29 protein-coding genes are annotated in these 26901 nt (G+C 43.3%); 20 read left to right on the top strand and 9 right to left on the bottom strand.

Annotated features, from left to right (window positions below; genetic code table 11):
* The first annotated feature begins 4 nt into the window (after positions 1 to 4).
* The 11 genes from GT360_RS17715 (at position 5) to GT360_RS17665 (ending at position 8647) form a co-directional block, all read left to right on the top strand.
* A complete protein-coding gene (locus GT360_RS17715; protein WP_164650281.1) occupies positions 5 to 1096 on the top strand; it encodes a hypothetical protein in 1092 nt (363 codons plus the stop codon).
* A 219-nt stretch (positions 1097 to 1315) separates the two neighbouring features.
* Entirely contained in the window at positions 1316 to 1633 is a 318-nt protein-coding gene (locus tag GT360_RS17710) for a hypothetical protein (RefSeq protein WP_164650280.1), read from the top strand.
* A 489-nt stretch (positions 1634 to 2122) separates the two neighbouring features.
* Positions 2123 to 2524 carry a hypothetical protein gene (locus GT360_RS17705; RefSeq protein WP_164650279.1) on the top strand — a complete coding sequence of 134 codons (402 nt, stop codon included), beginning with the start codon at positions 2123 to 2125 and terminating at the stop codon, positions 2522 to 2524.
* A 256-nt stretch (positions 2525 to 2780) separates the two neighbouring features.
* Positions 2781 to 3203, top strand: coding sequence for a glycine zipper 2TM domain-containing protein (locus tag GT360_RS17700; RefSeq protein WP_239502690.1), 423 nt, complete (start codon positions 2781 to 2783; stop codon positions 3201 to 3203).
* Positions 3204 to 3266: 63 nt separating this feature from the next.
* On the top strand, positions 3267 to 3605 hold the full coding sequence (locus GT360_RS17695) for a GrlR family regulatory protein (RefSeq protein WP_164650277.1): 339 nt from the start codon (positions 3267 to 3269) through the stop codon (positions 3603 to 3605).
* A 350-nt stretch (positions 3606 to 3955) separates the two neighbouring features.
* Positions 3956 to 4135: a hypothetical protein gene (locus GT360_RS17690; protein WP_164650276.1), complete on the top strand. Its 180-nt coding sequence runs from the start codon at positions 3956 to 3958 to the stop codon at positions 4133 to 4135.
* Positions 4136 to 4275: 140 nt separating this feature from the next.
* Positions 4276 to 5085: a hypothetical protein gene (locus GT360_RS17685; protein ID WP_164650275.1), complete on the top strand. Its 810-nt coding sequence runs from the start codon at positions 4276 to 4278 to the stop codon at positions 5083 to 5085.
* Positions 5086 to 5189: 104 nt separating this feature from the next.
* The gene (locus tag GT360_RS17680) at positions 5190 to 5828 is read left to right on the top strand and encodes a hypothetical protein (RefSeq protein ID WP_164650274.1); all 639 of its coding nucleotides are present in this window, start codon (positions 5190 to 5192) and stop codon (positions 5826 to 5828) included.
* 428 nt (positions 5829 to 6256) lie between these two features.
* Positions 6257 to 7102 carry a class I SAM-dependent methyltransferase gene (locus GT360_RS17675; RefSeq protein WP_164650273.1) on the top strand — a complete coding sequence of 282 codons (846 nt, stop codon included), beginning with the start codon at positions 6257 to 6259 and terminating at the stop codon, positions 7100 to 7102.
* Between the two features lie 144 nt (positions 7103 to 7246).
* Positions 7247 to 7936 carry a zinc metallopeptidase gene (locus GT360_RS17670; RefSeq protein WP_164650272.1) on the top strand — a complete coding sequence of 230 codons (690 nt, stop codon included), beginning with the start codon at positions 7247 to 7249 and terminating at the stop codon, positions 7934 to 7936.
* Between the two features lie 207 nt (positions 7937 to 8143).
* Positions 8144 to 8647 (top strand): YgjV family protein, encoded by a 504-nt coding sequence (locus GT360_RS17665; RefSeq protein ID WP_164650271.1) that lies wholly within the window; start codon positions 8144 to 8146, stop codon positions 8645 to 8647.
* Between the two features lie 129 nt (positions 8648 to 8776).
* Here GT360_RS17665 and GT360_RS17660 read toward each other — a convergent pair whose 3' ends face one another.
* On the bottom strand, positions 8777 to 10000 hold the full coding sequence (locus tag GT360_RS17660; RefSeq protein ID WP_164650270.1) for an MFS transporter: 1224 nt from the start codon (positions 9998 to 10000) through the stop codon (positions 8777 to 8779).
* 211 nt (positions 10001 to 10211) lie between these two features.
* Here GT360_RS17660 and GT360_RS17655 point away from each other — a divergent pair, with 211 nt between their 5' ends.
* The 7 genes from GT360_RS17655 (at position 10212) to GT360_RS17625 (ending at position 15568) form a co-directional block, all read left to right on the top strand.
* Positions 10212 to 10973, top strand: a complete 762-nt coding sequence (locus GT360_RS17655) for an energy-coupling factor ABC transporter ATP-binding protein (RefSeq protein ID WP_164650269.1) — start codon at positions 10212 to 10214, stop codon at positions 10971 to 10973.
* On the top strand, positions 10948 to 11562 hold the full coding sequence (locus tag GT360_RS17650) for a CbiQ family ECF transporter T component (protein WP_164650268.1): 615 nt from the start codon (positions 10948 to 10950) through the stop codon (positions 11560 to 11562). The genes GT360_RS17655 and GT360_RS17650 overlap by 26 nt, the downstream gene beginning before the upstream one ends.
* 6 nt (positions 11563 to 11568) lie before the next feature.
* Entirely contained in the window at positions 11569 to 12117 is a 549-nt protein-coding gene (locus tag GT360_RS17645; protein ID WP_164650267.1) for a biotin transporter BioY, read from the top strand.
* 4 nt (positions 12118 to 12121) lie between these two features.
* Positions 12122 to 12619, top strand: a complete 498-nt coding sequence (locus GT360_RS17640) for a peptide-methionine (S)-S-oxide reductase (RefSeq protein ID WP_164650266.1) — start codon at positions 12122 to 12124, stop codon at positions 12617 to 12619.
* Positions 12620 to 13213: 594 nt separating this feature from the next.
* Positions 13214 to 13708, top strand: coding sequence for a tetratricopeptide repeat protein (locus GT360_RS17635; RefSeq protein ID WP_164650265.1), 495 nt, complete (start codon positions 13214 to 13216; stop codon positions 13706 to 13708).
* Positions 13709 to 13970: 262 nt separating this feature from the next.
* Positions 13971 to 14351 carry a hypothetical protein gene (locus tag GT360_RS17630; RefSeq protein WP_164650264.1) on the top strand — a complete coding sequence of 127 codons (381 nt, stop codon included), beginning with the start codon at positions 13971 to 13973 and terminating at the stop codon, positions 14349 to 14351.
* Between the two features lie 341 nt (positions 14352 to 14692).
* Entirely contained in the window at positions 14693 to 15568 is an 876-nt protein-coding gene (locus tag GT360_RS17625; RefSeq protein ID WP_164650263.1) for a phospholipase A, read from the top strand.
* On the opposite strand, the gene GT360_RS17620 is transcribed toward GT360_RS17625, so the two are convergent.
* Both GT360_RS17620 and GT360_RS17615 read right to left on the bottom strand, forming a co-directional pair.
* Positions 15545 to 16531, bottom strand: coding sequence for a helix-turn-helix domain-containing protein (locus GT360_RS17620; RefSeq protein ID WP_164650262.1), 987 nt, complete (start codon positions 16529 to 16531; stop codon positions 15545 to 15547). The genes GT360_RS17625 and GT360_RS17620 overlap by 24 nt on opposite strands.
* Positions 16532 to 16663: 132 nt before the next feature.
* Positions 16664 to 16999: a hypothetical protein gene (locus GT360_RS17615; RefSeq protein ID WP_164650261.1), complete on the bottom strand. Its 336-nt coding sequence runs from the start codon at positions 16997 to 16999 to the stop codon at positions 16664 to 16666.
* A 466-nt stretch (positions 17000 to 17465) separates the two neighbouring features.
* Between GT360_RS17615 and GT360_RS17610 the strand changes: the two genes are divergently transcribed.
* On the top strand, positions 17466 to 19544 hold the full coding sequence (locus tag GT360_RS17610) for a DUF4962 domain-containing protein (RefSeq protein WP_164650260.1): 2079 nt from the start codon (positions 17466 to 17468) through the stop codon (positions 19542 to 19544).
* Between the two features lie 77 nt (positions 19545 to 19621).
* Here the strand turns inward: GT360_RS17610 and GT360_RS17605 are convergent, their stop codons facing one another.
* From GT360_RS17605 to GT360_RS17585, 5 genes are read right to left on the bottom strand one after another with little or no spacing between them, the layout of a single operon-like run.
* On the bottom strand, positions 19622 to 20497 hold the full coding sequence (locus tag GT360_RS17605) for a (2Fe-2S)-binding protein (protein WP_164650259.1): 876 nt from the start codon (positions 20495 to 20497) through the stop codon (positions 19622 to 19624).
* Between the two features lie 4 nt (positions 20498 to 20501).
* Positions 20502 to 21299 (bottom strand): ABC transporter ATP-binding protein, encoded by a 798-nt coding sequence (locus tag GT360_RS17600; protein WP_164650258.1) that lies wholly within the window; start codon positions 21297 to 21299, stop codon positions 20502 to 20504.
* Between the two features lies 1 nt (position 21300).
* Positions 21301 to 22263 (bottom strand): FecCD family ABC transporter permease, encoded by a 963-nt coding sequence (locus tag GT360_RS17595; protein ID WP_164650257.1) that lies wholly within the window; start codon positions 22261 to 22263, stop codon positions 21301 to 21303.
* Between the two features lies 1 nt (position 22264).
* Entirely contained in the window at positions 22265 to 23239 is a 975-nt protein-coding gene (locus GT360_RS17590) for a FecCD family ABC transporter permease (protein WP_164650256.1), read from the bottom strand.
* Complete coding sequence (locus tag GT360_RS17585; protein ID WP_164650255.1) at positions 23230 to 24177, bottom strand: ABC transporter substrate-binding protein; 948 nt, start codon at positions 24175 to 24177, stop codon at positions 23230 to 23232. Before GT360_RS17585 ends, GT360_RS17590 begins: the two co-directional genes overlap by 10 nt.
* A gap of 149 nt (positions 24178 to 24326) precedes the next feature.
* On the opposite strand from GT360_RS17585, the gene GT360_RS17580 reads away from it, so the two are divergent.
* Complete coding sequence (locus tag GT360_RS17580) at positions 24327 to 26453, top strand: TonB-dependent receptor (RefSeq protein ID WP_239502689.1); 2127 nt, start codon at positions 24327 to 24329, stop codon at positions 26451 to 26453.
* 49 nt (positions 26454 to 26502) lie between these two features.
* Here the strand turns inward: GT360_RS17580 and GT360_RS17575 are convergent, their stop codons facing one another.
* Positions 26503 to 26859: a winged helix-turn-helix transcriptional regulator gene (locus GT360_RS17575; protein ID WP_164650254.1), complete on the bottom strand. Its 357-nt coding sequence runs from the start codon at positions 26857 to 26859 to the stop codon at positions 26503 to 26505.
* Positions 26860 to 26901 lie beyond the last annotated feature (42 nt).

The raw sequence follows: 26901 nt of genomic DNA, 5'->3' as shown, positions 1-26901 counted from the left end.
GACGATGGGTTTATTCAAAACACTTTTTTATATTTTTTCTAAACGGGGGGGCAAGCTAGAGGTTACTAATACAAGTTTTGGTGTGGTTCCAGTTAATTTTTCTGATCCTTCTCATGCAGATTTGCTGAGTCAGCATTCTAACTTCAGGTTAGACCTTTCAAGGAGAGAGCAAGGTTTAATTAATGCTCAAGGTCAAAAGCAACTGATTCTTAGTTATAAGCCTGATTTTACTTTCCCTGTTATGGTGGTCGGTTTTCGTCATTACGGAAGTAAAATGAATAAAGAAACTCGTGAGGTTGAGAGATACTGTAAAGACATGGTTGTGGCTCACTATGCGGTTACAGTTGGTGGTACTTACTACTCAGTCATTGACTATTTCTATGTTGAGGACTCTGGTTTATTAAATCCCTCTATAGATGTCCTGTGCACATTTGACGGCAGCCTGAATAATTTATCGCTGTGCTTCAAGGAATTATTTACTCGCTATGCCAGTGGTACATTTATTGGTAATGGGTTTGTTCGCGATGAAGAGAGATTCAAGCGTGTTGAGCCTAAAAGGGAACTAGAAATTTGCAATCGCTTTTTTGGAGTAGTTCCCGTTAGATTTAATGACCCATCACATGAAGAGATACTGACGCAACATTCCAAGTACGAAATCATCCTGTCTGAAGAAGAGCGGAAGTTGATTGGTGCTGAAGAGCAGTTTGTTTTGGTTCTTAGTTATAAACCAGATATTAATTTTCGTATTGGGGTATGTGGATTCCGTCATTACGGAAGTATCAAAAATAGGCAGACGGGTGAATTCGAACGTTATTGCAAGCGCATGGTTGTGGCTCACTATGCTGTAACTGTAGAGGATACACATTACTCCGTCATTGACTATTACTATGTTGATGATTCAGGCCTTTTAAGTCCTTCTATCGACATGTTTTTTGAGTTTGACGGCACATTAGATGAACTTAACAAGTGTTTTGACGATTTAATTGGTCACTACACTCGCGGCACTTTAGAGAATAATGGGTTTGTTCGTATTGAAGGTGGACTTCTGGACTTATTGAAGCGGAGACTTCAAAGAACAAGGCAAAAACCAAACTAGAGATTGCAAGTCGTACGTTCGGGGTATTACCCATTATGTACTTAGATGATAATAATTACTGGAAGGAGAGTTATGTTTGCAATTGTTAAAGTAATTATTGTGGTAATTTTTTTCGGTCTCTTGAATTTTGGCGTGCTCTTCGGATTCCAGTTTTTCTTGACTCGGTTCATCTTAAGGAAATTTAACTTCTATAAACTTCGGTATAGGAGTGATTGTGAGATGCTTATTATGAAGGTGATGATCTTAATTGTCCTACCGTTAACCTTATTAGTGATAGCAGGTTTGCAATACATCGTCCTTGAGAATCTGAGTGACTACAACTTCGCTTCTGGTGCTGGAGCAGCAATTATTGCATGGTTTTTTGCGTTTATGTCTACGTATGCCCGAGAGATTTCTAATCGGTTTAGAAATAAATTAATAAAGATTGGAAACACAAGAATAATGACAAGTGATGTCCTTGGTGAACCAAATGACAAAGAGATTGAAGTCATTAAAAGCGGAAAAAGAGTATCTTCAAAGTGCTTCACTAATCGATGAGGGTGAGGGAGCTAAGTGCTTCTTTGCTCACTTTTCGACTTTGTTCTTTCAAAAGCCTTACACAACCGCCATTCGTAGGCATACAGAGTTATGTTCATACAATAGCAATGAATAGAACCTTATTTAATGAACAGTGTCCACGCTTCCAGCCCTTTGCCTCGCTAAATCAATGAGCTAGAGATGTGATCGAGGTTGGTGCTTGTCATCACCCTCCTCCATAGCTTGCATGAGCTGAACGTTTCATAACCTGTTTTCTTACTAAAAAAATGTCTCGTGAAATGGACGAAATTCGTCTCTGTGGTGCGGTATATTGACAACATAAAGCAGAGAGCGAGGTGGCGGGAGTGCCTATCGTTATCGAATACACACTTCTTTGTTTACCTACTACTTACTCATTTTTAATCACTTGATTTATTTCGCTTTGTCAATGGATTCTCTATGGCTGGGAATTACAAGTATTATTTAATTAGAGTAAGTTAGGAGCATGATGTGAGAGAGGAATTTACTAGAAAATCATACCTAGATGAAGATTGGCAGAGATTAGTTTATACCTTGTTACGAAGAAAGAATGCTACGCCTCTAGAATCTGCCATAAATGTGGTTGTGTGGTTAACTATAATGATGTTGCTTCTTCTGAGTGTATATCATTTTATATCTAACTTTTTTGGTTATCTTGAGTGGTTATCATCTCTTGTTTTATCTGTACTGCTTATGGTCATCTATTTAGAGGTGTGTGAGATAAAGGTATATGTATTGACATATAGAGATTTGAATTTGCTATCACCCAAAAAAGAGTTATTGGAAAAAGCAAAGGATAAGCATATGGCTCACATTCTTGAGCTGAGTAGGTCTCAAGTCAAGGCGATAGAAAAACGACTAGAAACGTATTAACTCAGACAGATTTCGTCTAAGTACCTCAGTATGATACCACAATAAACTTTAACCGATAAAGAGAGTTGAATTATGGTAAGCATGATTTTTTTTGGACTTATATTTTTCTTGGCTGGATTCGGATTCAGTGCTCTAGCAATGATAGTAGTGTGCTCGATTTACTTTAAGAAGAATATTATTTTAATTATCTATGAAAATTTGAAGGGAATGGTAACTAAATAACAAGTTCGCTATAAATATGCGCACAAGGGAAGTTATGAATATAAGTAAAGTAGTGATGGTGTTGTTTAGTTTAATTTGTCTTGTTATGACAGGTTGTGCCTCTGAGCCTATTACCGTGGTAAATAAACGATATGGCACGATCAAACAAGAGAAAACGGTTTCGGTCTCTACAAAAAGTGGTTTAGCAACGGTTGGCGGTGCCGCAGTCGGTGGTTTGCTTGGCAATCAAGTAGGGGGAGGAAGTGGCAAAATTCTGGCGACGGCTGGCGGGAGTATTGCTGGCGGAGTTGCGGGGCGAACACTATCAGAAAAGCAAGAAGTCCACTTTGAGTACCTCGTGATTATGCAAGATGGTGAGCGTTTTATACTGGAAACAAAAACAAGTAGGAAAAAAGTCGGTAGTAGAGTGTTGATAGAGCACCTGTCAAATGGCAGAGAGCGTATTTTTGTTCTCTGATTTAAAAGGTAGTGAAGGCTGTATCCGTTGAAGTAATGGAATAAATATATAGGACAACAATGTATGATTAAAGATGGTATTTACAAAGTCACGTTTGGCTGTTTGGGTCAAGTGCTCGGTGAGGGGATTGTTCTCATTCGTAATGGACATTTAAACGGTGGAGATGTGTTTTATTTGTACCAAGGCGTTATCGAAGCGCATGATAACCGCTTTTCAGCAATACTCAGTCTGACGCAGCATGATCAAAGAGGACACTCGATTTTTGGTGAACTAGGGGATTTTCAGCTCAAGCTCTCAGGTCAACGAGTTAGAAATGGGGTTTTCAATGCTGTTGGTGAAGTGATAGGCCTGCCGTTGCCTCAGGTGGATATGACCGTCAAGTTTATAAAACAACTGCTATAGGCCTTGTATCCCGCTAATTAAAGTGGATGCAACGGCAGTTTATTTGGCTTGCAGACAGATGGTGTCCAGGAAGCCAAATACAATGTGTTATTTGCCAGCATAGGATTCAAATAATGTGCGAACTTATTGTCAGAACGGCCCTTTTTTCACTCACACTAACTTTGCTAACCTACTTTGTCGGTGCGTACTTTGATGGCGTATTGTTTTTTCATACATTTCAACAGCCTGGATACATAATGCCAACACAGTACTCTTTCTGGAGATATATAATCTCTGTGGCAAAATATATACCCAAGACCGTGTTCCTCATCATAATTACCTTATTTATACTTTATATATTAGAGGCTTTTATGGCTGTCTTTATATTTGGTATTACCGCGGCAGCAATTTGCAATTTTTTGATTGGGCCATTGATTCTAATTTTATTTATTGACTTTCCTTTTGAAGTGGCACCTGAAAGATACGGCGATTTTTATGCTGCTTTAGTATTTTTTATTGGTGTCGGTCGTATGCATTATCGCGGTTTGTAATAGCGTGATATTAATGTGTTGCAATTGAGGTGAATTGTAGGCGTTAATTAAATGGAAAGCATATTGTCAGCTTGTGTATTAAATTCATTCAATAGAATGGTGCATTTTCGGTGTTTAGTTAGCAATAGTAGGAATGAAATATGTTTAGCCTATTTAAGCCTAGGTCAGTGTTAGTGGGTAGTGATTTAGACTTCCAAATTGAAACTTACAAGTATCTGATGAAATATTTTGGTGGAGAAAGCTTCTATACCAAAACTAAATTGGTATTACCAACCGATGAGTTTTTTCCGGACTCTGTTTCGTCCGAGGACGAAATAGCGTCTAAAACCTTTCATCAGGTGAAAAAACACAGTGGTATGTGCTTGTGGCCTTGTCAGTTGATCGCTCAAGAGCCAGACCCAAATCGACATTTAGGCGGAACGTTACTCATAAGAAATGCCCCTAGTTTGCCACGCTGCACGTACAGCCTCGGAGAAGAGGGTGCAGAGATTACATTCAACCCCAACTTATTGCGTAATCCCGTCATGATGGTGGCCTTGTTCGCTAACAGACTCGCTTTTTACCTTACTCAGGAACTCACAGAGTCACCGCCAGGTGGCTGGAGTAATTTGGGTTATGCCAATGATATCACAGCAGTATTTTTGGGATTTGGCATTTTTAGTGTGAATTCAGTATTCAACTTTCAACAATTCTCCGATGGAGAAATAATCGGTTGGATGTCAGAACGGAATGGTTGCTTGTCAGATGTTGAGTTGCTATTTGCACTCGCTATTTTTTGCAAATTAAAAGGTATCAATCCCGTTGTGGCTGCAAGCCATATTAAGCCTGCGTTGCGGAAGATATTTTACAACTGCATCAAGCAAATTGATGCCAATGAGGATTTTCTCTCCGAGATAGAGTCTGTTGAATTTGTTGGTGATCAGTATCATAAACATCCTAGATTTTCTTGATGGAATATAAACTGACGCGATAAAATTCATTATTCATATCCATATGATTTTGTTGGATATTTGTTTGTTTTGTTGTCGGGTTTGTTGTTTTTTAGGGAGAGAAAATGAAAAGATACATAGGTTTCTTGTGTCTATTTTTTATCGTGGCTTGTAGCAGTGACAATGATACTGACATTCAAGAGCCTGAAGCAGGAACGGTGTGGCGTTTAAATCAGCCATATTCGGATTACTTTATATCTATTCCTGAATTAGAAGCGGATATCAATCTTATTGAGCTAGTATTAGCGCCATCAGGAAGACTTTGTTGGACCCAACATGAAACACCAATTTGGACGTTACTGAAAGGTGACCCAGAGGTGGATGACCTGGTTACTGTTCAATACCTAAACTCTGAAGGTAGTACCTTCACAGGAGAGTACTATCGTGATGGCAGTGATTTGAATAGCCGTTCTTTGTGTGATTCAAATCATAAAGATAATGGTGTTTACAAAGCGTTTATGCCCACTCACCATGAATATTGGGTGTTAACGTTGCCGTATACTACCGCCTATTACTGGGACCAGTCTCTCGGTTGTTATGCATATGAGAGAATCTCTAAATGGGACAGGCGTTACGCCGCAGAGGATCCCAATGGACGGGTGGAGTTCGGTGTTGAGATGCTTGACAGCGACGGTAATGTAAGTCGTGGATACATTGAACGAAATACTAATACTCCTGAGGTAGTAGAACCCATCTGCCAATAGTGTTTCCGGTCAGACAAAGAACGAGTTCTTATACGACTAATTTTTGATGGGGCGCGTAATGCAAAACCGCCCCAATATGATTCGGACTAAAAGCTCGTACACACAAAGTTAATGTGAATTGACCTTATTGCATAACGCTGCTTTTATTACGCCTTGTAGCTAGATGCCGCGTTGAGTGCTTAATGTACCTTTGCTTTGCGATTAGTGACATGTGAGTGTAGGTTCTATCCTCCCAACAACACGGCTTGTTGCTTGTCTTCGCAAGAGCTGATACCTTGTCCGCGATTTCAATTCATTACTAAGGAGGCATCTGCAATGATCTATTTTAAAAAGCAATTTCTATTAAGCGTCCTTACGGCATTGCAAAGCAATAAACTAAGCCGAAAGTAAGGACGATGAATCTAACTTATTGTCGGAATTACAAAAAAATGTTCAAAAAAATCGACGAGGCGAGTGCAAAGCCTGTTGTGTGGTCTGCCTATACTGCTGATGTATTGTGGACTGATAGTCATATTGCAAAACAGATGCTGGCGTTTCATTTAAATCCTGATCTTAGCCTTGCATCTCGTACTGCAGAGTTTATTAACGCCTCTGTGGATTGGCTGATTTCGGAGTTTAACCTCAGCACAGAATCTAAAACCATAGACTTCGGTTGTGGGCCTGGCCTCTATACACAACGCCTAAAAACCAATGGCGTTGGAACTGTTGTTGGCCTGGACTTTTCCCAAAACTCTCTTGAGTATGCGAGAAAGCAGGCTAGGGGCTCAAAGCTTGATATCGAATATCACTATGGAAATTACCTTGAGTACAGCGATGATCGCAAGTTTGATTTGATCACCCTAGTGATGTGCGACTTTTGTGCCTTAAACCCGAATCAGCGTGCGACCTTACTAGGCAAATTTAAATCCCTGTTAGCAACAGATGGTTTTATCGCTCTAGATGTCTATACAAAGACGAGGTTTGACACTCAAACGGAATCAGTGCACCTAGAGAAGAATGCTATGGGTGGCTTTTGGAGTGCAGAGGATTACTGGTGCTTGCAGTCAAACTTCAAGTACGAGCCAGAGATGGTGACCCTAGATAAATACGTTATCTTCGAAGATGCGCGAGAGTGGGTCGTATACAATTGGCTACAGCATTTCGACTTGGAAATGCTAGCCAGTGAGCTAGAGCTGCATGGTTTAGAAATCAAAGCGAAATATAGCGATCTCAAAGGCAGCCCCAGCCCATTGGAAAGTAGTGACGAAATGGCAGTGATCATCAGTCACAAATAACAGTCACTGTTACTCGTTATAAACGATGGGGCAGTAATCGCCCCATTGTCTTCGAGCCAGCCTTTGGCCGACAGACATCTGCTGCTCGTTTTTATGCGTATAATGACCGTAAGTCATACAGTTGCTAAAGGCATATAGATTTAAATGTTCTGGATCGTCATATTACTCATTATCGCAACATGCGTCTTCTTGCCTGGCCTGTGGGTGAAGCATGTGATGGAAAAGTACAGTCAGCCGGCTGATCGCTACCGTCAGCAGGGAAGTGGCGGTGAACTTGCTCGCCACTTACTGGATAGCTTTGATTTACATCACGTCAGTGTAGAGGAGACCTCTGCCGGTGATCACTATGATCCGGTCGCCAAAGCGGTTCGCTTGACGCCAAACAACTATTCTGGATACTCACTCACGGCAGTGACTGTTGCCGCCCATGAAGTGGGTCATGCTATTCAGGACTCACGTGGAGAGGCCTTGTTCTTGGCACGTCAAAAGCTCGTAAAGACTGCCATGGTCGGCGAGCGTATTGCCGGTATTATGTTGGTGGCTGCTCCACTCGTTCTGATGCTAACCCGCCTGCCGCAAGCCGGAGCCATAACAATAGTTATTGGTGTTGCATCAATGGCACTGAGTACCTTGGTGCACCTGTTGACACTTCCGGTTGAGTTCGATGCCAGTTATGGAAAGGCACTGCCAATCCTGCAGAAAGGCAGCTACCTACACGATGGTGATCTTGCGCACGCAGAGAAGATTCTCAAGGCGGCCGCGTTGACCTATGTCGCTGCCTCACTCACCAGCTTATTAAACCTGGGTCGTTGGATTGCGGTGCTGCGCAGATAATAGCAACCTGATGTCGGTGGTTTAGATAATGCTATCCCAGATTTGGTGTGTAACGCATCTGAAAAATTTTGCTTACTACAAAGCCACAATGAGAAATATGATTTATATGGCCAATTTTCTAGTTGTATATGATAGCTTGACTCAAAGCGAGGCAGGTAATTAGACGAGTTAGCTGTCATCAGGGACGTTCGATTGATGGAGATAATTGTGACCCCGTTTGTTCTTTCACAAATCTTGGTGGCAATAGCAATTTGCTTTGATTTGGCATCATTTCAGTTTAAAGACAGGCAAAAAATCGTAATTTGCTTGTTCTTTGCAGGTATTCTAATTTCTAGCCACTTTGTCTTACTTGAGCAATGGACTGCGGCAACATTAATGGGTATAGCGACAGTTAGGTATCTTGTTAGTGCGTTTACCACATCGGCTAAGCTAAAGTATGTTTTTTGTACGGCAGCAATGATCTCATCTGTTGTGACTTACGCAGGGTTGATCAGTGTCATTAGCTTTTTTGCCTCAACTTTTCAGACTATTGGTGCTTTTGAGAAAGATGATCGACGTTTAAGGGAGTTCATGATTGTTGGGACAGCTCTTTGGTTGGTACACAATTTCTTGATTGGCTCTCCGACAGCGGTTGTGATGGAAGTCCTCTTCATTTCTAGTAACTTAATTGGTTATTATCGATTTTATCTTCAAGAGAAGGCGGCACTTTAAGCTTATTAAAGTACTCTAATTTGGACATTTATAGCGTGCTATTTTCGCAATGACCCATGTTTGGCATGCTGTTCAGAGCAGTTTACCCCAGCATTGAGATACAACGCAGATTGAAAGAACGATACTTTGCTATCCATTTCTCTGAGATTGGACAGGTTCATTTTGAAAAATTTTAGTATCGCGCGCCGCTAGATTACAAAAAGCTACGCAAAATCCTGCGACGATAGCAATGATAAGTAAAGGAATTGTCCAGCCAGAGGTTAGGGTATAGAAATAGCCCACCAAAGTCGGCCCTGTTGCAGCCAATGCATACCCAATACTTTGGGACAAACCAGAGAGTGCAGCGGCTTGGCCAGGGTTTGAGGTTCGTAATCCGACAAACGATAGTGCGATGATGAATGTCGAGCAGTTAGCTAATCCGAACATTCCTACCCAGAAAACCGCGTAATCTGGTAGTGTGATCAAACCAATGAGAGCGACGAAAACAGAGCCAGCACACAGGGTGATAATGGCGCGTTGGCTGTTGGATTTCGATAATATTGGCAGTAGAAGCAATCCAGGGATCATGGTTGAAAATTGTAGAAACCCATAGATATAGCCCGCATCGACCTCTGAGAAATGAAGGTCGTTAAGCATTTTAGGCAACCAACCAGCGAACGCATAGAAAGTAAATGAGTTAAGCCCGATACCCAGTGTCACTTGCCACGCAACCGGACACTTTAGCAGTGATTTCATTGGTGTTGGTGAGCCGTCAGACGCATTGGCTGTTGTGCTTTGCTTTTTATTTCTCAGCTTAGGTAGCCAAATAAACAAAGCTGCAATAGGAAATACAAGGTTAAAAAGCAGAGCCAGCTGCCAGCCTGATAGGAAAGCAAACTCGATACCCGTCAGCGGCACCATAATGCTTGAACTCAGCGTTGAGCCAATGCCCATCGTAAAAATATATAAAGATGTGACGACTGAAATTCTCGCTGGAAAAGAGACTTTAACCACCACGGGTAAAAGCACATTCCCCGTTGCAATGCCCGCACCAATGAATATTGTGCCAAGATAGAGCAGCAGTTCGATGCCTACCGAGCGCAAAACAATGCCGCTTGCAATCAGTATTAATGCGAACGCCAGACTAGGGTAGAGACCTAATCTGCGAGGGAGGCCTGCAGCTAAAGGGGAAAACAGCGCGAAGGATAGCAGCGGCAGAGCGGTTAGGAATCCCGCAGAGGAAGCAGACAATGCAAGATCGTCCATTATCTGCCCAAGCACAGGTGCAAGGCTGGTGAATGGGCCACGCAGGTTGAGTGCCAAAAATAGAATGCCAAGCAATGCCAATAAATTTGCCCGCTTCGAGAGTGTCATTTGAATTACCCTTGTAGATTTAGGGGCTTAGTGTATCAAATTGAATACAACTATCATATGACAAGTGATGGTTTAACCACAAAAGACCGCATGCAGTATTTTGTAGTCGTGACAATGTAACCTGTGTTTTGTGTCAGATTCTATTTTTCGCCTAAAGCTGTTAGTATCAGCCTCTAAAAGCACAACGGAAGTTCTCAGCCGATAGAAACCTATGAACCCCATTAGAAGTACTGATTTACCGTTTGAACCTTGCCCGCAAGTGATAAAACTTCAAGATGTTTGCCTCAGCATAGAAGGGAAAACTATCTTAAATAACCTGTCCTTAGAAACAAAAGTGAGCCGCCTTGGGGTTGTTGGTCGTAATGGCTCGGGGAAGTCCACTCTATCACGCGTCCTTTCGGGTCTCATTGAAATTCGGTCTGGCACGCTTGAAGTTGCAGGGTGTAACCCTTTCAAAGATCGAAAAGCCGCGCTTCGAAATATCGGATTACTGTTTCAAAATCCTGATCACCAAATCATTTTCCCAACGGTGATCGAAGAGATCATGTTTGGTTTAAGGCAGTTGGGGCAGAGTAAGAAACAGGCGCAGCAGAATGCGCTTGCTACCCTTGTGGCCTTTGGCAAAGAGCACTGGCAAGATGCCCACATATCAACCTTATCGGGTGGTCAAAAGCACTTGGTTTGTCTCATGGCTATTGTGGCAATGAAGCCCAATCTCATTATTCTCGATGAACCTTTTGCTGGGCTTGATATACCAACGAAAAAACAGCTTCAACGCTATTTGAATGCCTTTCCAGGCACCTTAGTTCACGTCAGTCATGACCCGAGTGATTTAGACGGGTACGATCAGCTATTGTGGATTGACGAGGGTAAGGTGGTCGCCTTTGGACCTGCACAAGAGGTTCTGCCGACGTATTTAGAAGAAATGCACAGAATAGGTGATGGTGATGATATCTCTCAGCTCGCCGATTGAAACTCGTGCACATCACTGGAATGCAGGCTTTAAGTTGGCGGCATTATGCCTGACAACGCTAGGGCTGTTTTTCACTAAAAGCTTGTTGCTTCAAGGGCTCTTTTTAGCCATCGTAATTTCTCTGTATTTACTGCCCGGTAAACTCTTTTTTATTAATGGATTACGCCATCTGAAAATGATCTGGCCGTTTGTTGTTTTATTGCTGCTGTGGCATGGCTGGGGCGGTGAGTTGGAACAAGGTACTATCATTGCTTTCCGTCTGGTAAGCGCAGTTGCATTGGCAAACTTGGTTACTATGACGACCCGTTTATCAGATATGCTCGAAGTGGTACATTTTCTCACCAAACCATTACGTAAGGTCGGCCTAAATACTCGAGCGCTCGAGCTAGCCATGGCTTTGGTGATAAGAATAACGCCGACCTTGGTGGTGAAAGGACGATTGTTAGCGCAAGCTTGGCGCGCGCGTTCAAACGGAAAGTTTAGTTGGCGAGTGATATTGCCTTTTACATTAACCACACTCGATGATGCCGATCATGTCGCAGAAGCACTGCGCGCGCGCGGTGGCTTAACTCAATTGGAAGAAGATTAAGATATTATGGAAAAAAATGTTGTTTATATCGCGCTGTTTGCTGCCTTTATTGCTGCGCTGGGTTTGATGCCGCGATTTACTCTTGGATTTGGTGTTCCGATCACGGCTCAAGGCCTCGGAATTATGCTAGCTGGTACGGTGCTGGGTGCCAGACGAGGCAGTTTAGCAGTTCTGCTATTTCTCTTACTGGTTGCGCTTGGCTTCCCATTGCTTGCTGGTGGTATGGGTGGACTAGGCATGTTTGTCTCAGTGACAGGCGGTTTCCTGATTGGTTGGCCAGTCGCGGCATTTGTCACGGGCTTGATAGTTGAGAAGTGGCGACACAGCTCGCTCGCAATGGTGGCGACGATCGCTTCCATTATCGGCGGGATCATCGTGATGTATATTTTCGGCATAATCGGTATGGCGGTTGTTTTGGAAAAAACCTTACTCGAGTCTGCAGCCCTTATGGTGGCGTTTATTCCGGGTGACATCGCTAAAGCAGTCATTGCGGGGTTATTAACGTCAGCGATTGCTAAAGCTCGTCCTGCAAGTGTTCTTTCTAGAGCAGAATAGTCGTATGACAATCGAAGAGAAAAAGACCAACCTACAAGAGGTGTATCTTGCTGGCGGTTGCCTTTGGGGGGTACAAGAGTATTTGCGACATTTGCCAGGTGTGGTTCACACGCAAGCTGGACGCGCGAATGGCACCTCAAATATCACTAGTGGTGAGTATGATGGTTATGCTGAGTGTGTGCGTACACAGTTTGACAGTTCAGAGGTCTCTTTAAAGAGGCTACTAGATTACTTGTTTGAAATCATCGACCCTTACAGTGTTAACCAGCAAGGGGAGGACATCGGTGAAAAGTATCGGACGGGCATCTATAGCTTAGATTCTGGTCATCTTCAGTTGGCAAGAGATTACATCATGTCTAGAGAGGATGCTGAACGTATTGCAGTTGAGGTTTTACCCCTCGTTAATTATGTTAAAAGCGACGAAGAGCATCAAGATCGATTGACTTTACATCCTGGAGATTATTGCCACATACCGCTAGATTTGTTGCACAAATATAAGTGATAAGAGTAATACGGTTTATATTTAAAATATAATGGATACGAAGTAGGCTTATTAGCCTGCTTTTTTTTGCCTCTAGTTAACGTAAGTACAGAAATGCTGAAGTAAATATAAATTATTGATTTTAATAGCTTACTGTCGAGGTGTTACGAAGTTATGATTGTCGTCAAATGGCTGATAATCGAACCTTGCAGATCTTTCATCATGTTACTACGTTTAATTGTGGGATAACGTCTGTTGGCTTAAATAATAGAGTATGACTTGTTACGTTATAATATAACGTTAGGATCGAGTTATAAAACAGCAGATTCACCTTAGGAAGAAAACCTAATACTCAAAGGAAATTGAGACCTACGCCATGATTAAAGCACTCAATAAGCTAACTGGGATAGGTATGCCCGAAATGCAGTATGTGGTTTAAAATACGAACTATTTAACTAGCGTCCGCTCTTTCGTTGAATTCGGCAACAAAGCCTCTCAGGTGCGGAAGGCTTGTGCTCTCAAAACATAAAGAACTGCTTGTAATAGGTGGTATGAACTTTACGCATTAATACTCGTAGCTATTTTCAACTTTAATTGCCTGAGGTGGAAAGAGAGATGAGAAAGTTACTATCCATAGTCTGTTTGATATTTTCTGGTGTTGCACTGTCAGCTGGGTCAGGGTCGAGTAGCGGAAGTTCTAGCTCTCTATCAAGAGCAGAACGACTGTATAACGACGGTGTTGAATATATGCTAGATCGAGACTTTGCTCGAGCAGAAAGCAAGTTCCGTAGTGCCCTGAAACGAGATGAAGATTGGGCCGAGGCGCACAATAACCTTGCATATACTCTACGAAAACAAGGTAATGACAACTACTTCCAGGCTTTGTTTCACTACAACAAGGCAATTGAGCTTTCTCCACAACTTCCCGAGCCCTATATGTACCGAGGTGTGCTTCATGTCCAGATGGAAAGAGTTGATTTAGCTAGCAATGACCTTGAAGCTTTGATTGCGATGAAATCGCCTCTAGCTGAAGAACTTAAATTTGTTATAAACAACAGAAAAGAAAAAAGTCCGGAACAATTTTTCGGGGTTTCTCCCGCTATTGATTAGCTTCCTTCGGGTCGTAATCTTTTCGTGACTTAGTTATAGTGGGGCTATGCAGATAAAAGTGTGCTTACTTAGCATGAGTTGTGAAACTCAGAAAACAAAAGGAAGACTTACATTGACGATAATGTCTCATAATTAAAACACGAGTTCCACGGTCTCTTCTCGTAGAACCATTCAGTCCCTGATGGGACAACTTTGGTTTTTTGGTAGAGCTTGTTAATCATTTATAGCTGGCTCGCTATTTGAAATAACGAGGAGAGAAGTTATGAGAGTTGTTACTTGGATTTTGGTCGGCAGTGCGCTGGGTATTAGTGGCCAGGCGAGCGCTAATTACTCGGAAGTAAGTTCGTTAGAACAGGTTACTGGATTTTGCACAGCAGCAAATGGTAGTGCAGGGAAAGTGGTCGATGCGAAACAGTATGGCATAGTTTGCTCAGAGTATGGTGTAGGACTAAATCACGGTTATGAGCAATGTATGACCTCTGCCGGTGAACTTGGCCAGAAGGTCGATGCGAAGGAGTATGGACATCAGTGTCTAAGTTATCGCAGCGATATCACTCAATCACGCTATGCTTGCACCAATGAAATGGGTGAGCCGGGCCTCTTAGTTGACGCGAAGGAGTATGGCATTATTTGTTCAGGTTAATCCTATCACCACCTAGGGGCGGTGAGAGTCGTACCGCTCGTTAGGCTTTGGGCTTCTACACCCAGTTTTCATCTAGGCCTCACATTACAGTTTTCTCTGCTTTTTCATCAAATCCAACCGTACTAGTCTGCAAATAATCGCACTTTTTCTTGAATTATGTGCGGATGTTTCCCACCCTTACATTAGATGATCTAGTAAATAACTCACTGACTACAAATGACTTGTTGACCTATCGGCGCTGAAAATGAGTGCTGACTGATAAAAGGAACGCGTGCATGAGAATATTGGGGTGGTCGATTTTACTGTTGCCAGTCACGGCGCTTTCCAATGAGCATTGTCGAATGATAACCTCAGATGAGGATAGACTGGCGTGTTATGACGCGCAATTTGAACCTCCACAACAAACAAATTCGAAACCTAAAGAACTAGACAGTATGACGATGCGCCAGATCGTCGATTACGGGAACACACGAGACATTTTTAAACTGACCCCACATCGTGCCAATTATGTTTTACCTCTCTCCTACAACCAAAAGCCTAACCAAGACTATTGGCAAAAAACGAAACCAGGATCTGAACTCGACCGCGTAGAAGTAAAATTTCAAATTAGTGGCAAGCTGAAACTGTGGAAGGATCTCTATCGAGATTGGGATTTGTGGTTTGGTTACACACAGACTTCTTGGTGGCAATTGTATAATGGGACACACTCAGCACCATTTAGAGAAACCAATTACAGTCCCGAGCTGATATTAAGTACCTATCCCGATATATCGGTCTTTGGTTTCGATTTGGTTCAAACGGATTATGCTTTTATCCATCACTCTAATGGTGAGGATAAAGAGCTCTCCCGCAGTTGGAACCGACTCTATGCGAACCTGATGTTCGCTAGGGATAATTATATTATTTCGCTCAAGCCTTGGTACCGAGTGCCCGATCCCGATGATAAGGACGACAACCCAAACATCCAAGATTACATGGGGTATGGTGAGATTGTGCTCGGGTATCGAGATGATGGTGCCTTTTATAGCCTGCTACTGCGCAATAACTTAACGAGCAACAACAAGGGGGCCGTCGAGCTCAATATGGCTTACCCGATTTATAAGTCAATCAAACTATATGCTCAGTACTATTATGGTTATGGTGAGAGCTTGATTGATTTTGACCACAAGGTGAATCGCTTTAGTTTAGGTGTGCTACTTTATGATGGCTTTAGCTGAAACCTTAGAGGGTGTAATCCCGGTGATGCGTTTAAACGCACGAGAAAATTGAGAAATACTCGCATAGCCCAAATTTACCGCCACGCTTGATACAGACAGTCCTGTTTCAAGCTGTTCAAGTGCAATATCGGCAATGAGGTTGTCACGTAAATTACGGAAAGTTAGGCCATGCTGTTTTAATCGGCGTTGCAGAGTTCGTTTGCTCACGCTTGAAACAAGTGATGCTTTGTCTAGGTTAAAGTCGAGGTCCAATACGTAGGGTCTTAGTGCACTAAATATTTGACCGATGTTTCCGCCGCTTATCTCATTCTCAACTTTTCGCTTGTCGTTGACACCCATCGCATTGAAGCGACATGTTCGATTCAGAATTTCAATATCAAACCAAATGCCCGAGTGTGGTTGGCTATGAAAAAACTGAATACTAGAATCAAAGCAAGCATAAATGCCATTGTCAGTTTCTGATTGAACCCTCGCAAGTTGTGGAAACCACAACCGATCACCAGTGGTCGCTCTGATAAGTTCTATCATTACCCATAACGAGAATACCTCGGCGCACTTGTAGCTTTCATTTGGCATGAAAGGGCTAAAGCGGGAAAAACTGACCCCTGTGGGGGTGAGACTAAGCGATACTTGAGCGTTAGGGACCTGAGTTTGTATATTACTCAGGGCCAGATCAATCGCTTCTCCAACCTTCGATCCCGTTGGGCAGTCCTGTAAGAGTTGTGGGACGATATGTGTTCGAATAACCGACTGGATAATACGATTAGCCAGTGCGTACCCTTTGACCTTAAAGGTTTCACTAATCAGGTTTTCGACGGTACTTAGCGGCAGAAAAGAGGCACCACTTTCGTTGAGTTCAGTAGGTAATCCAGATCTCGAAATGACTAGTTGTGTATCAATACCTTGAGTGTTCAGATGTTCTAGAATTGAAGTTGCATAATGGCTGGTTACAACAGGGAACATAGTCTCGATCTCACACGGAATGGTTAGGTGTTGAGATAAAGGTAATGGTTTTTAGATATTACTTGAAATGACTCGTTTTTATGGCAGATATTTGTTTTAGTTATACCGATTGTTTGTGATTTGGTTAAGAGATCAACTGGCCAACGCTAGGTGCTGCTCGAGCGCCTTTATATCGTGCTCATTTCCCTGAGAAGCGATCTGAATCATCGCCTCGGGTACTCTTTTTTTGCCAAAAGTAACCTTGTCATCGATGCTTGATATTAGCTTGATGAGCACTTTCTTATTGCGGTCTATACTGTGGGCCTTGTAGGCCACTTCAGATTGCGGGAAAGAGTGATTAAGATAACGCTCTATGGATTTCAGATATTTCGATTCTGCATCTAGCAGGTCTCGCAAGCTCAACGCACCACGCTCTTCGCTCGAAACGCTTGCTAAAAGGTTATCTATCGGTTTATGTAACTGGTTCATGCTAATTTCTCGTTATAAAGAACTATAGTGGACCAAGCTTACGCTCATTAGTTCCAAGTGGCTTATCTTTTTACGACATTCAATAAGCTTTGTCTGTAGTAGTGGTATGTAAACTTATGTTTCACTAAGTCACTACTCAGAGCTTGAAGCGTCAATCTACAAAACAGAGTCAGCTGAACGATGATGCTGTGGCATGAGCTCGTCGTTTTTTTGTACTCTCTACTATTCTTATCCTCATACGATAAGTATACGTGCCTATAGGTTTTGTGAATGTTTGTAACAATTTAGGGGCTTGCCAATGGTTCGGCAGCGTCGATTGTGTCAGCGATCTTCGCAAACACCTGACCTAGGTCACGAAAAAAGGCAAAAAATACACTTTTGTGACGAAAGTTATTTTATTGTATTACAATAAGACGTATATTGTGTCCCATATCCTTTCACTCAATATTGAAATAAGAGAGTTAGCATGAGCAACCAAAAATCTCTTGATGCGATCAGGAAGATGAAGCTGGAGAACGATACTTCAGCGGGTAACCTTGTAGACCTACTCCCAATCGAAGTACAAAAGCGTGACTTTGACCTTTCTTTCCTAGACAACTTGAGCGAAGCGCGTCCGCGTCTTCTTGTTCAGTCTGCGGATCTAGAAGCGTTTAAAGCAGCGGTACGCGCAGATGAATCTCACTGCATGTTCGATGACTTCTACAACAACTCAACAGTTAAGTTCCTTGAGACTGCTCCGTTTGAAGAGCCTCAACCTTACCCTGAAGAGACGGTAGGTAAAGCTTCTCTATGGCGTCCTTACTGGCGTCAAATGTACGTTGATTGCCAAATGGCTCTTAACGCTACACGTAACCTTGCAATTGCAGGTATCGTGAAAGAAGACGAAGAGCTCATTGCAAAAGCAAAAGCTTGGACTCTAAAACTATCGACTTACGATCCAGAAGGCGTAACTTCACGCGGCTACAACGATGAAGCTGCATTCCGTGTTATCGCTGCAATGGCTTGGGGTTATGACTGGCTGCACGCTTACTTCACTGATGAAGAGCGTCAGCAAGTTCAAGACGCACTAATCGAGCGTCTAGACGAAATCATGCACCACCTACGCGTGACGGTTGATCTACTGAACAACCCACTAAACAGCCACGGTGTTCGTTCTATCTCTTCTGCTATCATTCCAACGTGTATCGCGCTTTACCACGATCACCCGAAAGCAGGCGAGTACATCGCATACGCACTAGAGTACTACGCAGTACACTACCCACCATGGGGCGGTGAAGACGGCGGTTGGGCTGAAGGTCCTGACTACTGGAACACGCAAACTGCGTTCCTAGGTGAAGCATTCGACCTATTGAAAGCATACTGTGGCGTAGATATGTTCAACAAGACATTCTACGAAAACACAGGTGACTTCCCACTATACTGTATGCCTGTTCACTCTAAGCGCGCGAGCTTCTGTGACCAGTCTTCAATCGGTGATTTCCCAGGTCTAAAACTGGCTTACAACATCAAGCACTACGCAGGTGTTAACCAGAAGCCTGAGTACGTTTGGTACTACAACCAGCTTAAAGGTCGTGATACTGAAGCGCACACGAAATTCTACAACTTCGGTTGGTGGGACTTCGGCTACGACGATCTACGCTTCAACATCCTTTGGGATGCACCAGAAGAGAAAGCACCGTCAAATGATCCACTGTTGAAAGTGTTCCCAATCACGGGTTGGGCAGCATTCCACAACAAGATGACTGAGCGTGATAACCACATCCACATGGTATTCAAGTGTTCACCATTTGGCTCTATCTCTCACTCACACGGTGACCAAAACGCGTTCACACTGCACGCATTTGGTGAGACTCTAGCAGCAATCACTGGTTACTACGGTGGTTTCGGTGTTGACATGCACACTAAATGGCGTCGTCAAACGTTCTCTAAGAACCTTCCTCTATTTGGTGGTAAAGGTCAGTACGGTGAGAACAAGAACACTGGCTACGAAGGTCACCAAGATCGTTTCTGTATTGAAGCGGGCGGCAACATCACTGATTTCGACACTGAATCTGAAATCAAGATGGTTGAAGGTGATGCAACAGCATCTTACAAGTACTTCGTTCCTGAAATCGAATCTTACAAACGTAAGATCTGGTTCGTGAAGGGTAAAGTATTCGTAATGCAAGACAAGGCTGAGCTTTCTGAAGAGAAAGACATGACTTGGCTAATGCACACAACATTCGCAAATGAAGTGGCTGATAAGTCATTCACTATCCGTGGCGAAGTGGCTCACCTTGACGTGAACTTCATCAACGAATCTGCAGACAACATTGAATCTGTTAAGAACGTTGAAGGCTTCGGCGAAGTTGACCCATACGAGTACCAAGATCTTGAAATCCACCGTCACGTTGAAGTGGAATTCAAGCCATCGAAAGAGCACAACATCCTAACGCTTCTTGTTCCAAACAAGAACGAAGGCGAGCAAGTTGAAGTGTCTCACAAGCTTGTAGGCAACACGCTAGAGCTAACAGTTGACGGCGAAACAGTAACAATTGAACTGTAATTTGCTGATAGCGGTTTAATCTATCCAAATACGCAAAGGGCTCCGATTTTCGGAGCCCTTTTTTGTTTGCATGATAATTAATGGTTCGATTGTAGTGCTTGTTGCAGTTTGTTGAGCATGAGTTCTTTTTGCTCACTGTCCGGTATCAGGTTACATGTTGAGCACTTTGCTTTACCGTCAATTTTATACTTCATGCAGCAGGTTTCTCTCCGCACGTAGACTTTTTGGAACCCTTGGTATTGAACACTTTTCACTTGGTTAAGCTGACCACCCTTGATTAATTCGGTATCGAACAGTTGAGATTGCCAGCCATCAAGACTGTCAGTGTCAATTGAATCGTGTGCTATCTCAATGGGCTTATTGGTTAGTTTTGAAAAAGCGAGGTTACATGCGTAGAAGATATTACCCCAGTAAACACGAGCATGAACTTTATGTTGTTTATAGACAGGGAGCAATGGCTCAGATAATTGGGTGATCACCGCGATGAGCTTTTTGTCCAACTCCTGCTGAGAGGAGACTGCAATGGCATTAGGCGAATCTTTTACAAGAGCGAAATAGGGCATAGTTTCGCTTATTGCCAACTTTGAAATACGGTGATCGGCACCGATGCTTAATCTAATATCCGCAAGAAAAAGGTTTGGTACACGATTAAACATCAGTCTGATGGCAACTAAGGAAGTAAACAAAGTCGCGTTATAAACTTTTTGCCAGATAGGGGTAGAGAAGGGGATTCGCGTGCTCAATAACTCTGCATATTGAGTGAACACAGTACTTGCATTCTCAGTAAACCATTGTTCGGCGTTGTGTTCTTCCTTTGAGGTCTCATTTGAGACAGAAAGTCGAAAGAAGGGCTCGTACTTATTGAGTAACTCTTGCTGCTCCTTCAAGGTCAAGACTCTGTCTTTCGGTACTTGGATAAGATATGACAGCAAGTGGTGGATTTCGTTTGTCATGAGTCTATTCACCTTTGACGTAAGCTTGTGGTAAGCAGTATAAAAAGCCGTCGATTTCTTTCATTTTGCCTTTTACTTTAAACACAGACTGTAATGTAGCCTGGGTCAACACTTCTTTTGGCTCACCTTGTTTCAGGATTTTTCCACGTTTCATCAGTACCAGCTCATCACAGAACTGAGCGGCTTGACTAAGTTCATGCAGTACATAAACAATAGTGAGTTTTTTCTCTAGGTTGAGCTTTTTCAATAATTCAAGTAGCTCAAGTTGGTGACCCAAATCGAGGTAGCTGGTGGGTTCATCAAGCAAAAGCCATTTAGCCTCTTGGGCTAGGCACATAGCAAGCCATACTCTTTGCCGTTCGCCTCCCGATAAATGACTGACGACTCTCTTTTCGTACCCTTCTAAACCTACAGAAGATAATGAAGATAGAATGATTTCATTGTCGTTAGCGCTATTACCTTGGAACCACTTTTTGTGTGCGACACGACCTAAAGCAACAAGCTGCTCTACAGTGACTCCCTCAGGTGCTGTCGGGTGCTGTGGTAAAATGGCAATGTGTTTAGCGAGCTCTTTGAGTTTCCACTGGCTGAAAGGTTTACCTTGAAATGTCACTTCACCAGAGCGTGCTTTTACCGCACCGGTTAGTGTTTTCATAAGTGTGCTTTTACCACAACCATTAGGGCCGATTAGAGCAGTCACCTTTCCTTGTTCGAGTCGAATATCGACTCCGTTGAGGATGATAGTATCTTGATAACCTGAGACGAGTCCGACCCCACTTAGGCTATTGTCCTGATTCAACATGTTACGTATTTTTCCTCAAAAGAATTAGAAAGAAAGGAACCCCAAACAGCGCAGTAATGACACCCGCTGGAATCTCTTTTGGAAAGAGAAGAGTTTGAGCTAAGAAGTCAGATAAAATTAGGAATGCGCTACCCAGTATCATGGTTATCATTTGAGTCTGTGCTGGATGACTTCTAGATATAAGCCTAGCCATATGAGGTATGACTAGTCCAACGAAACCGATAGGGCCGACTGCAGAAATCGCTGGCGCAGTGATGAAAGCGGTACCGAGCAGTATTAGTAAGCGAACATGACTACCATTAATACCGACACCCCTGAGGGTTGAGTCATCATAACGAGCCCATTTGAGGGGGACATAAGCTAATAGATTGAATAGTAGAGCAAATAAAGCCCACGGTGCTAAATAAGACACTTGCTCCCAGCCACGGCCGTAAAGTCCGCCTGCCATCCATTGTAAGGCTAAGTCTGTTCTCGCTTGACCGATGGTAAAGATCAGAGCAGAGCTTACTGCGGATAGAATTGCGCTCACCGCAACACCGGTCAACAAAGTCACAGAAGAGCTGGATAAACGACTCACGAAAAGAATCGGGATGGATGCCACCAAACCGCCGATCATCGCAAAGGAAATGAGGGCATGATCTCCTTGAATAGACCACCCGAACCAACTAGGAAGGAGCAAAGCACACACAGCGCCCAAAGAAGCCCCCGCATTAACGCCCAAAATACCACTATCCGCCAGTGGATTATTTAGAGTGGTTTGTAACATGAAGCCTGAGCTGGCGAGCATAAAGCCCGCCATTGATGCAAGCAAAATCCGAGGGAGGGTCAAAGACCAAAATGGGTGATAAGTGCCATTAAGTACGAAGGCGATACCTGCATCAGTCAGCTCTTCTGATGCCAATATGTAGGCAAATGGAGCGAGTGCTGCAAAAGCAACAATAAAGAGTGAGCGTCTATTTATCATCTTATGAGAATGCTCGTATTTTCTTAATGATTAAGTAAAGAAACCAAGGAGCACCGATCAGAGCCGTTAAGACACCGATTGGGATTTCTAGTGGCATCATCAAGGTGCGAGATAGGAAGTCTGCACACACAACTAACAGCGCTCCGATAATTGCAGCACCTGATATACCAAAGCCCAGCATCCGAGATACATGCGGTGCAACCAACCCAATAAAACCAACGGGGCCAAAAGCACCAACGGAAGCGGCGGTAAGAATAACGGCAATTAAACCAAACATGAGGCGGTACCAGTTAATGGCAATACCCAGCCCACGAGCGACATCGTCATCCAGTTCGAGATAGGCACGCTGACGAAAACTAAGGATTAGCAAAAACAGCATTGGGACAACCGTGAATAGTAGAGGCCAGAATGCTTGCCAGCTAGCGCCAGCGTTGCTGCCGGTTAACCAGAAGAATAGTGCCTCACTGTCGACATGACCCGACAGAAGAATAAAGGTCACCATCGCTTGGCAAAAAGCGCTGACAGAAATACCTGCCAAGGCGAGACGAGCGGGCGTGACACCATTTTTCCAACTGACAGAAAGTGTTAATACACCCCCAGCGAGCCCCCCAGCAATGCCCCAAAATAGCGACGATAGCGGCAGTTGGAACATTATTGCACTCAATACCATTAACGCAGAGCCAGACATAACCCCGGTTAGATTAGGCGAAGCCAAGGGGTTTTTAACGATGCTCTGCATTAAGAAGCCTGCGGTGGCAAGGGAAGCACCACCCAACACTGCAATGAAAAGTCTTGGCAGTCTCAGCTCCCAGAAAACTAAAGCGGCCTTGCTCGCGTCATCTTGAGTGATAAAAGACCAGAGATCTGAAAGTGAAAATGTGTAGATGCCCAAAGTCAGCGATAGGCTGATACTAATCAAAAAGAGAGTAATGATTAGTACTAATATGCAGCTTTGCTTGTGTTTTGTTACTGACATAAAGCGTCATTTACCTTTTGTACACTCGGAGGAGCAAAGAGTTCTGGATAAGCTTTATTTGCGATGTCCATTGCAACCCAAAGTCTTGAGTAGGGGCCTTCTGGCTCTCTCCATGTCATATCAACGGTATAAACGCGACTATTTTGTACCGCTTTCAGACTTTGCCATACGCGAGATTGGGTATATTGAGGCTTGGAGTTTTCATACATAAAGATGATGTCTGGGTCGAGTTTAACCAGCCATTCCATGCCGACTTGACCAGAGAATGGCATGCTTGCTTGGTAAGGAGACGCGCCATTCGCATTGTTGATGTTCAGTTTTTCCATTAGGGCGACGGTCATAAAATGAGAGTAATAGGCACGTGGAGTGACACCAGCGCTCGTAAGAAATATTCCCGTCATCTCTTGTTTACCTATCAAGCGTTGCATTGTCTCGATAGTCTCTTGGAAACAAGCATTCAGCTGTTTTCCTTCAGACGATTTCCCAATGGATTGGCTTGTTATTTCAACTGCGCGAATACTGTTTTCGAGAGTGACTAGATCAAAAGCGAGAACCGGAGCTATCTCATTAAATCGTTGGTAATAGGGCTCAACCATTCGCCTTAAACCGACAACAAGGTTTGGTTGTGCATTATAGAGTTCTGTAAAGTTTGTGTTCGAGCGAGAACCTAAGCTCCTGACTTCTTTTAAATTACTTAAGTAACTTGGAAATGCCTCCACAGGTTGTGAGACGGCAACGGGGGAAAAACCGAGCGCTAAGCTAAGTTCAGCACCAAATGAAGACACGCTAGCGATACGAGGCGTGATTTCTGGCGATAACACCGTTACTGCTTTGCCAAGATCATCCTTTTGCTCTTTTGCAGCAAGCGTAGAGGAGCAAATGAGGATAAGACAAAGAGCGCGTAGAGTGATTACAAGTAGGCGGAAAGGCGGTGTCATACAGAAAAATACAAATGATAATAATTGATATTTACATTAATTAAACTCCTGATAGACTACCACGCCAGAAAACATCACTCAACATTACCGAGCTCTAAACCGACTGGCAGTGGTTATGAGAGGGTAAAACTTAATCAGGAAGCGCAGTTTTGAATCTTTCTAAGCTACATATGGCGATTGTTGCCTCGATCGCTTTACCAGCTATTGCTCAAGCAGAGCAATCATCTCAACAAGAACCAACGGAAACGATAGTTGTCACCGCCAGTCGAAGCCAGCAAGCTCTCAGCGAAGTTCCTAGGTCTGTCACCGTCATTGACCAAGAAGAAATCTCCTCAGCATTGAGACAGAGTAGAAGCATAAATGACGTACTATCCATGCTTGTTCCTGGAATGGGAACCTCTGTTCATGGAAACTTGAGTAGTAAAGGACAGAATAACATTCGTGGCCGTCGTGTTTTGTTGCTGATTGATGGCGTGGCTCAGAACAATAGTTTCCTAGATTTTGGTCAAGAGTTATCTTCTATTGACCCACAAAATGTGGAACGTATTGAAGTCATTCGTGGTGGCTCTGCTGTTTATGGCCTAGGTGCTCAAGGTGGTATCATCAATGTGATAACGAAGATGCCGCAAGCGGGTGAAACACAATACCGCACGAAAGTAGGAACCAGTTTTCAAGAGTTTGGAAGTGATTCACTGACTTGGAATGTGTACCAAGAAGCGCAAGGTGGCAACGAGAAAGACCAGTGGCGTTTTGGGTTGGGATACGAACAGCGTGGCGGTAGTTTTGATGCTAATGGTGAGCGTTTACCTTCAGTGAACAACGAAGATGATATGGACAACATTAATATCAACGGTGTTTGGAATCGCGATATTGATAATAACCGCGCGTTGACATTCACATTCGGTGTAAGAAACATTACCGACAATGACGGCTGGTGTCCTACTGGTGGCGATGGTGCAAATGGCGTTCCAGCTAAAGCAGAGCATTGCGGACCAGGTTACAGCAATGGTTCGATTGCCGCAGAAGGCGCAAAACCAAACGATGTATCCCGTACTTTTGCAAATTATCAGCTTCGTTATCAAGACCTTGGGTTCAGTCTAGGTATGTTAGATGTCACGGGTTACTGGATGACACAAGACACCGAGACATTCACCCTGGCAATGAAAGACAATACCATTGAAGCTTCACCAGTGTCATACGGTCATAACGAAACAGATTTTGATCGCTATGGTATTAAAATCAATGTTTCTAGTGATTTAGACTGGGCCGGCGTCACTTGGGGTTTAGATGCTGAACAGCAAACGTTCAAGCAACCAAACAGTGTTGGGTTTGTGAATAACACTCCGGACGTAGAGCAATTTGCGATTGCGCCTTTTGCTCAGTTTGTTACTGATTTTTCGATGGATACATCACTTTCATATGGTGTTCGATATGAATATGTCCGTTTGAGCGTTGATGATTTTACTGTGGGGAATACCCACTCAAATGCGGGACACTTTGTTCAGGGTGGAAACCCAGATATATCTGAATGGCTATTTAATGTAGGTGTAACTCATTATTTGACTGACAACCACCAAGTATTTGCATCTTATGCACAAGGAATGTCGACAAATGAGGCGCTTCGAGATATCCGCTCAACAGAGAGTTCGAGTGTAGACGGTGCTATCAAGCCAATCAAAACCGATAACTATGAGATTGGCCTGAGAGGTTTGATTGCTCAAGCTGATTACTCTGTCGCTGCTTTCTATAGTGAGTCAGACTTGGGAGCAACATTGAAGGCGAATGAGCCAGGTGAGCCTTTGGAGAGTACCAGAGCACCTGAGAGAGTTTGGGGTGCAGAAGCCACACTTGGTTACAGTATTCTTAACAACTTACGAAATGAGAACACTATCTCTTGGCAGGAAGGTGAACGTAAGCTTGACGAGAGTAGTTCGTGGGAGCCTTTGGATGGAACCCGTATCGCTCCTTTAAAGATCACGTCGATGTTCATGTATGACGCGAGAGAACTGGGTCGATATAACGTCAACTTCCTATACTCAGGTTCAAGAGATAAAGAAGATGAAATTACGGAAGGCGCAGCGTATGCCGTAGATAGCTTCTTCGTCGCAAATGCGGGTATGGACTATGATCTGCCTGTAGGTACAGTGAGCTTTGCGATTGAAAACTTGTTCAATGAAGAATACATGACACCTTATGCCCAGTCGGAACGTCACAATAGCCGTTACTACAACGCACCAGGTCGTCGCTTTCATTTGAACTATGAAGTGAAGTACTAAATATACAGTGGAAATTAGAAAAGGTATCCAAATGGATACCTTTTCTATTTTATAGCTTGTTACTCTCTGACCATATTCGAAGATCATCGAGAATTTTAAGTGCTGTGCGACCAAACTCAGTCAGTTCATAGCTCACTGCGATTGGGCGGTCACTGATGACTTTTCTAATGATCATCCCTTCAGCTTCGAGCTCCTTTAGTCTTTGGTCGACCATTTTTTTACTGGCGCCACCAAGCATTCGAGCGAGGTCGTTGAAGCGGACTGGTCCATCTTTTAGGTGATAAATCAACGAGCCTTTCCATTTACCACCGATCAAACGCATTCCTTTCTCAATGGCACATGGCTCTTTGCAAACATTGGCAACGCTCTTTCTGCCCTTGTTATCAATTGTAATTGTGCTTTCCATTGTGATTTTCTGGTTTGTTCATTTTGGCAATATAGTACCGTA

The sequence above is a fragment of the Vibrio astriarenae genome (assembly GCF_010587385.1).
GTDB classification, from domain to species: Bacteria; Pseudomonadota; Gammaproteobacteria; order Enterobacterales; family Vibrionaceae; genus Vibrio; species Vibrio astriarenae.
The sequence above is the reverse complement of the archived record's forward strand: the minus strand, read 5'-3'. Positions and strand labels throughout refer to the sequence as shown.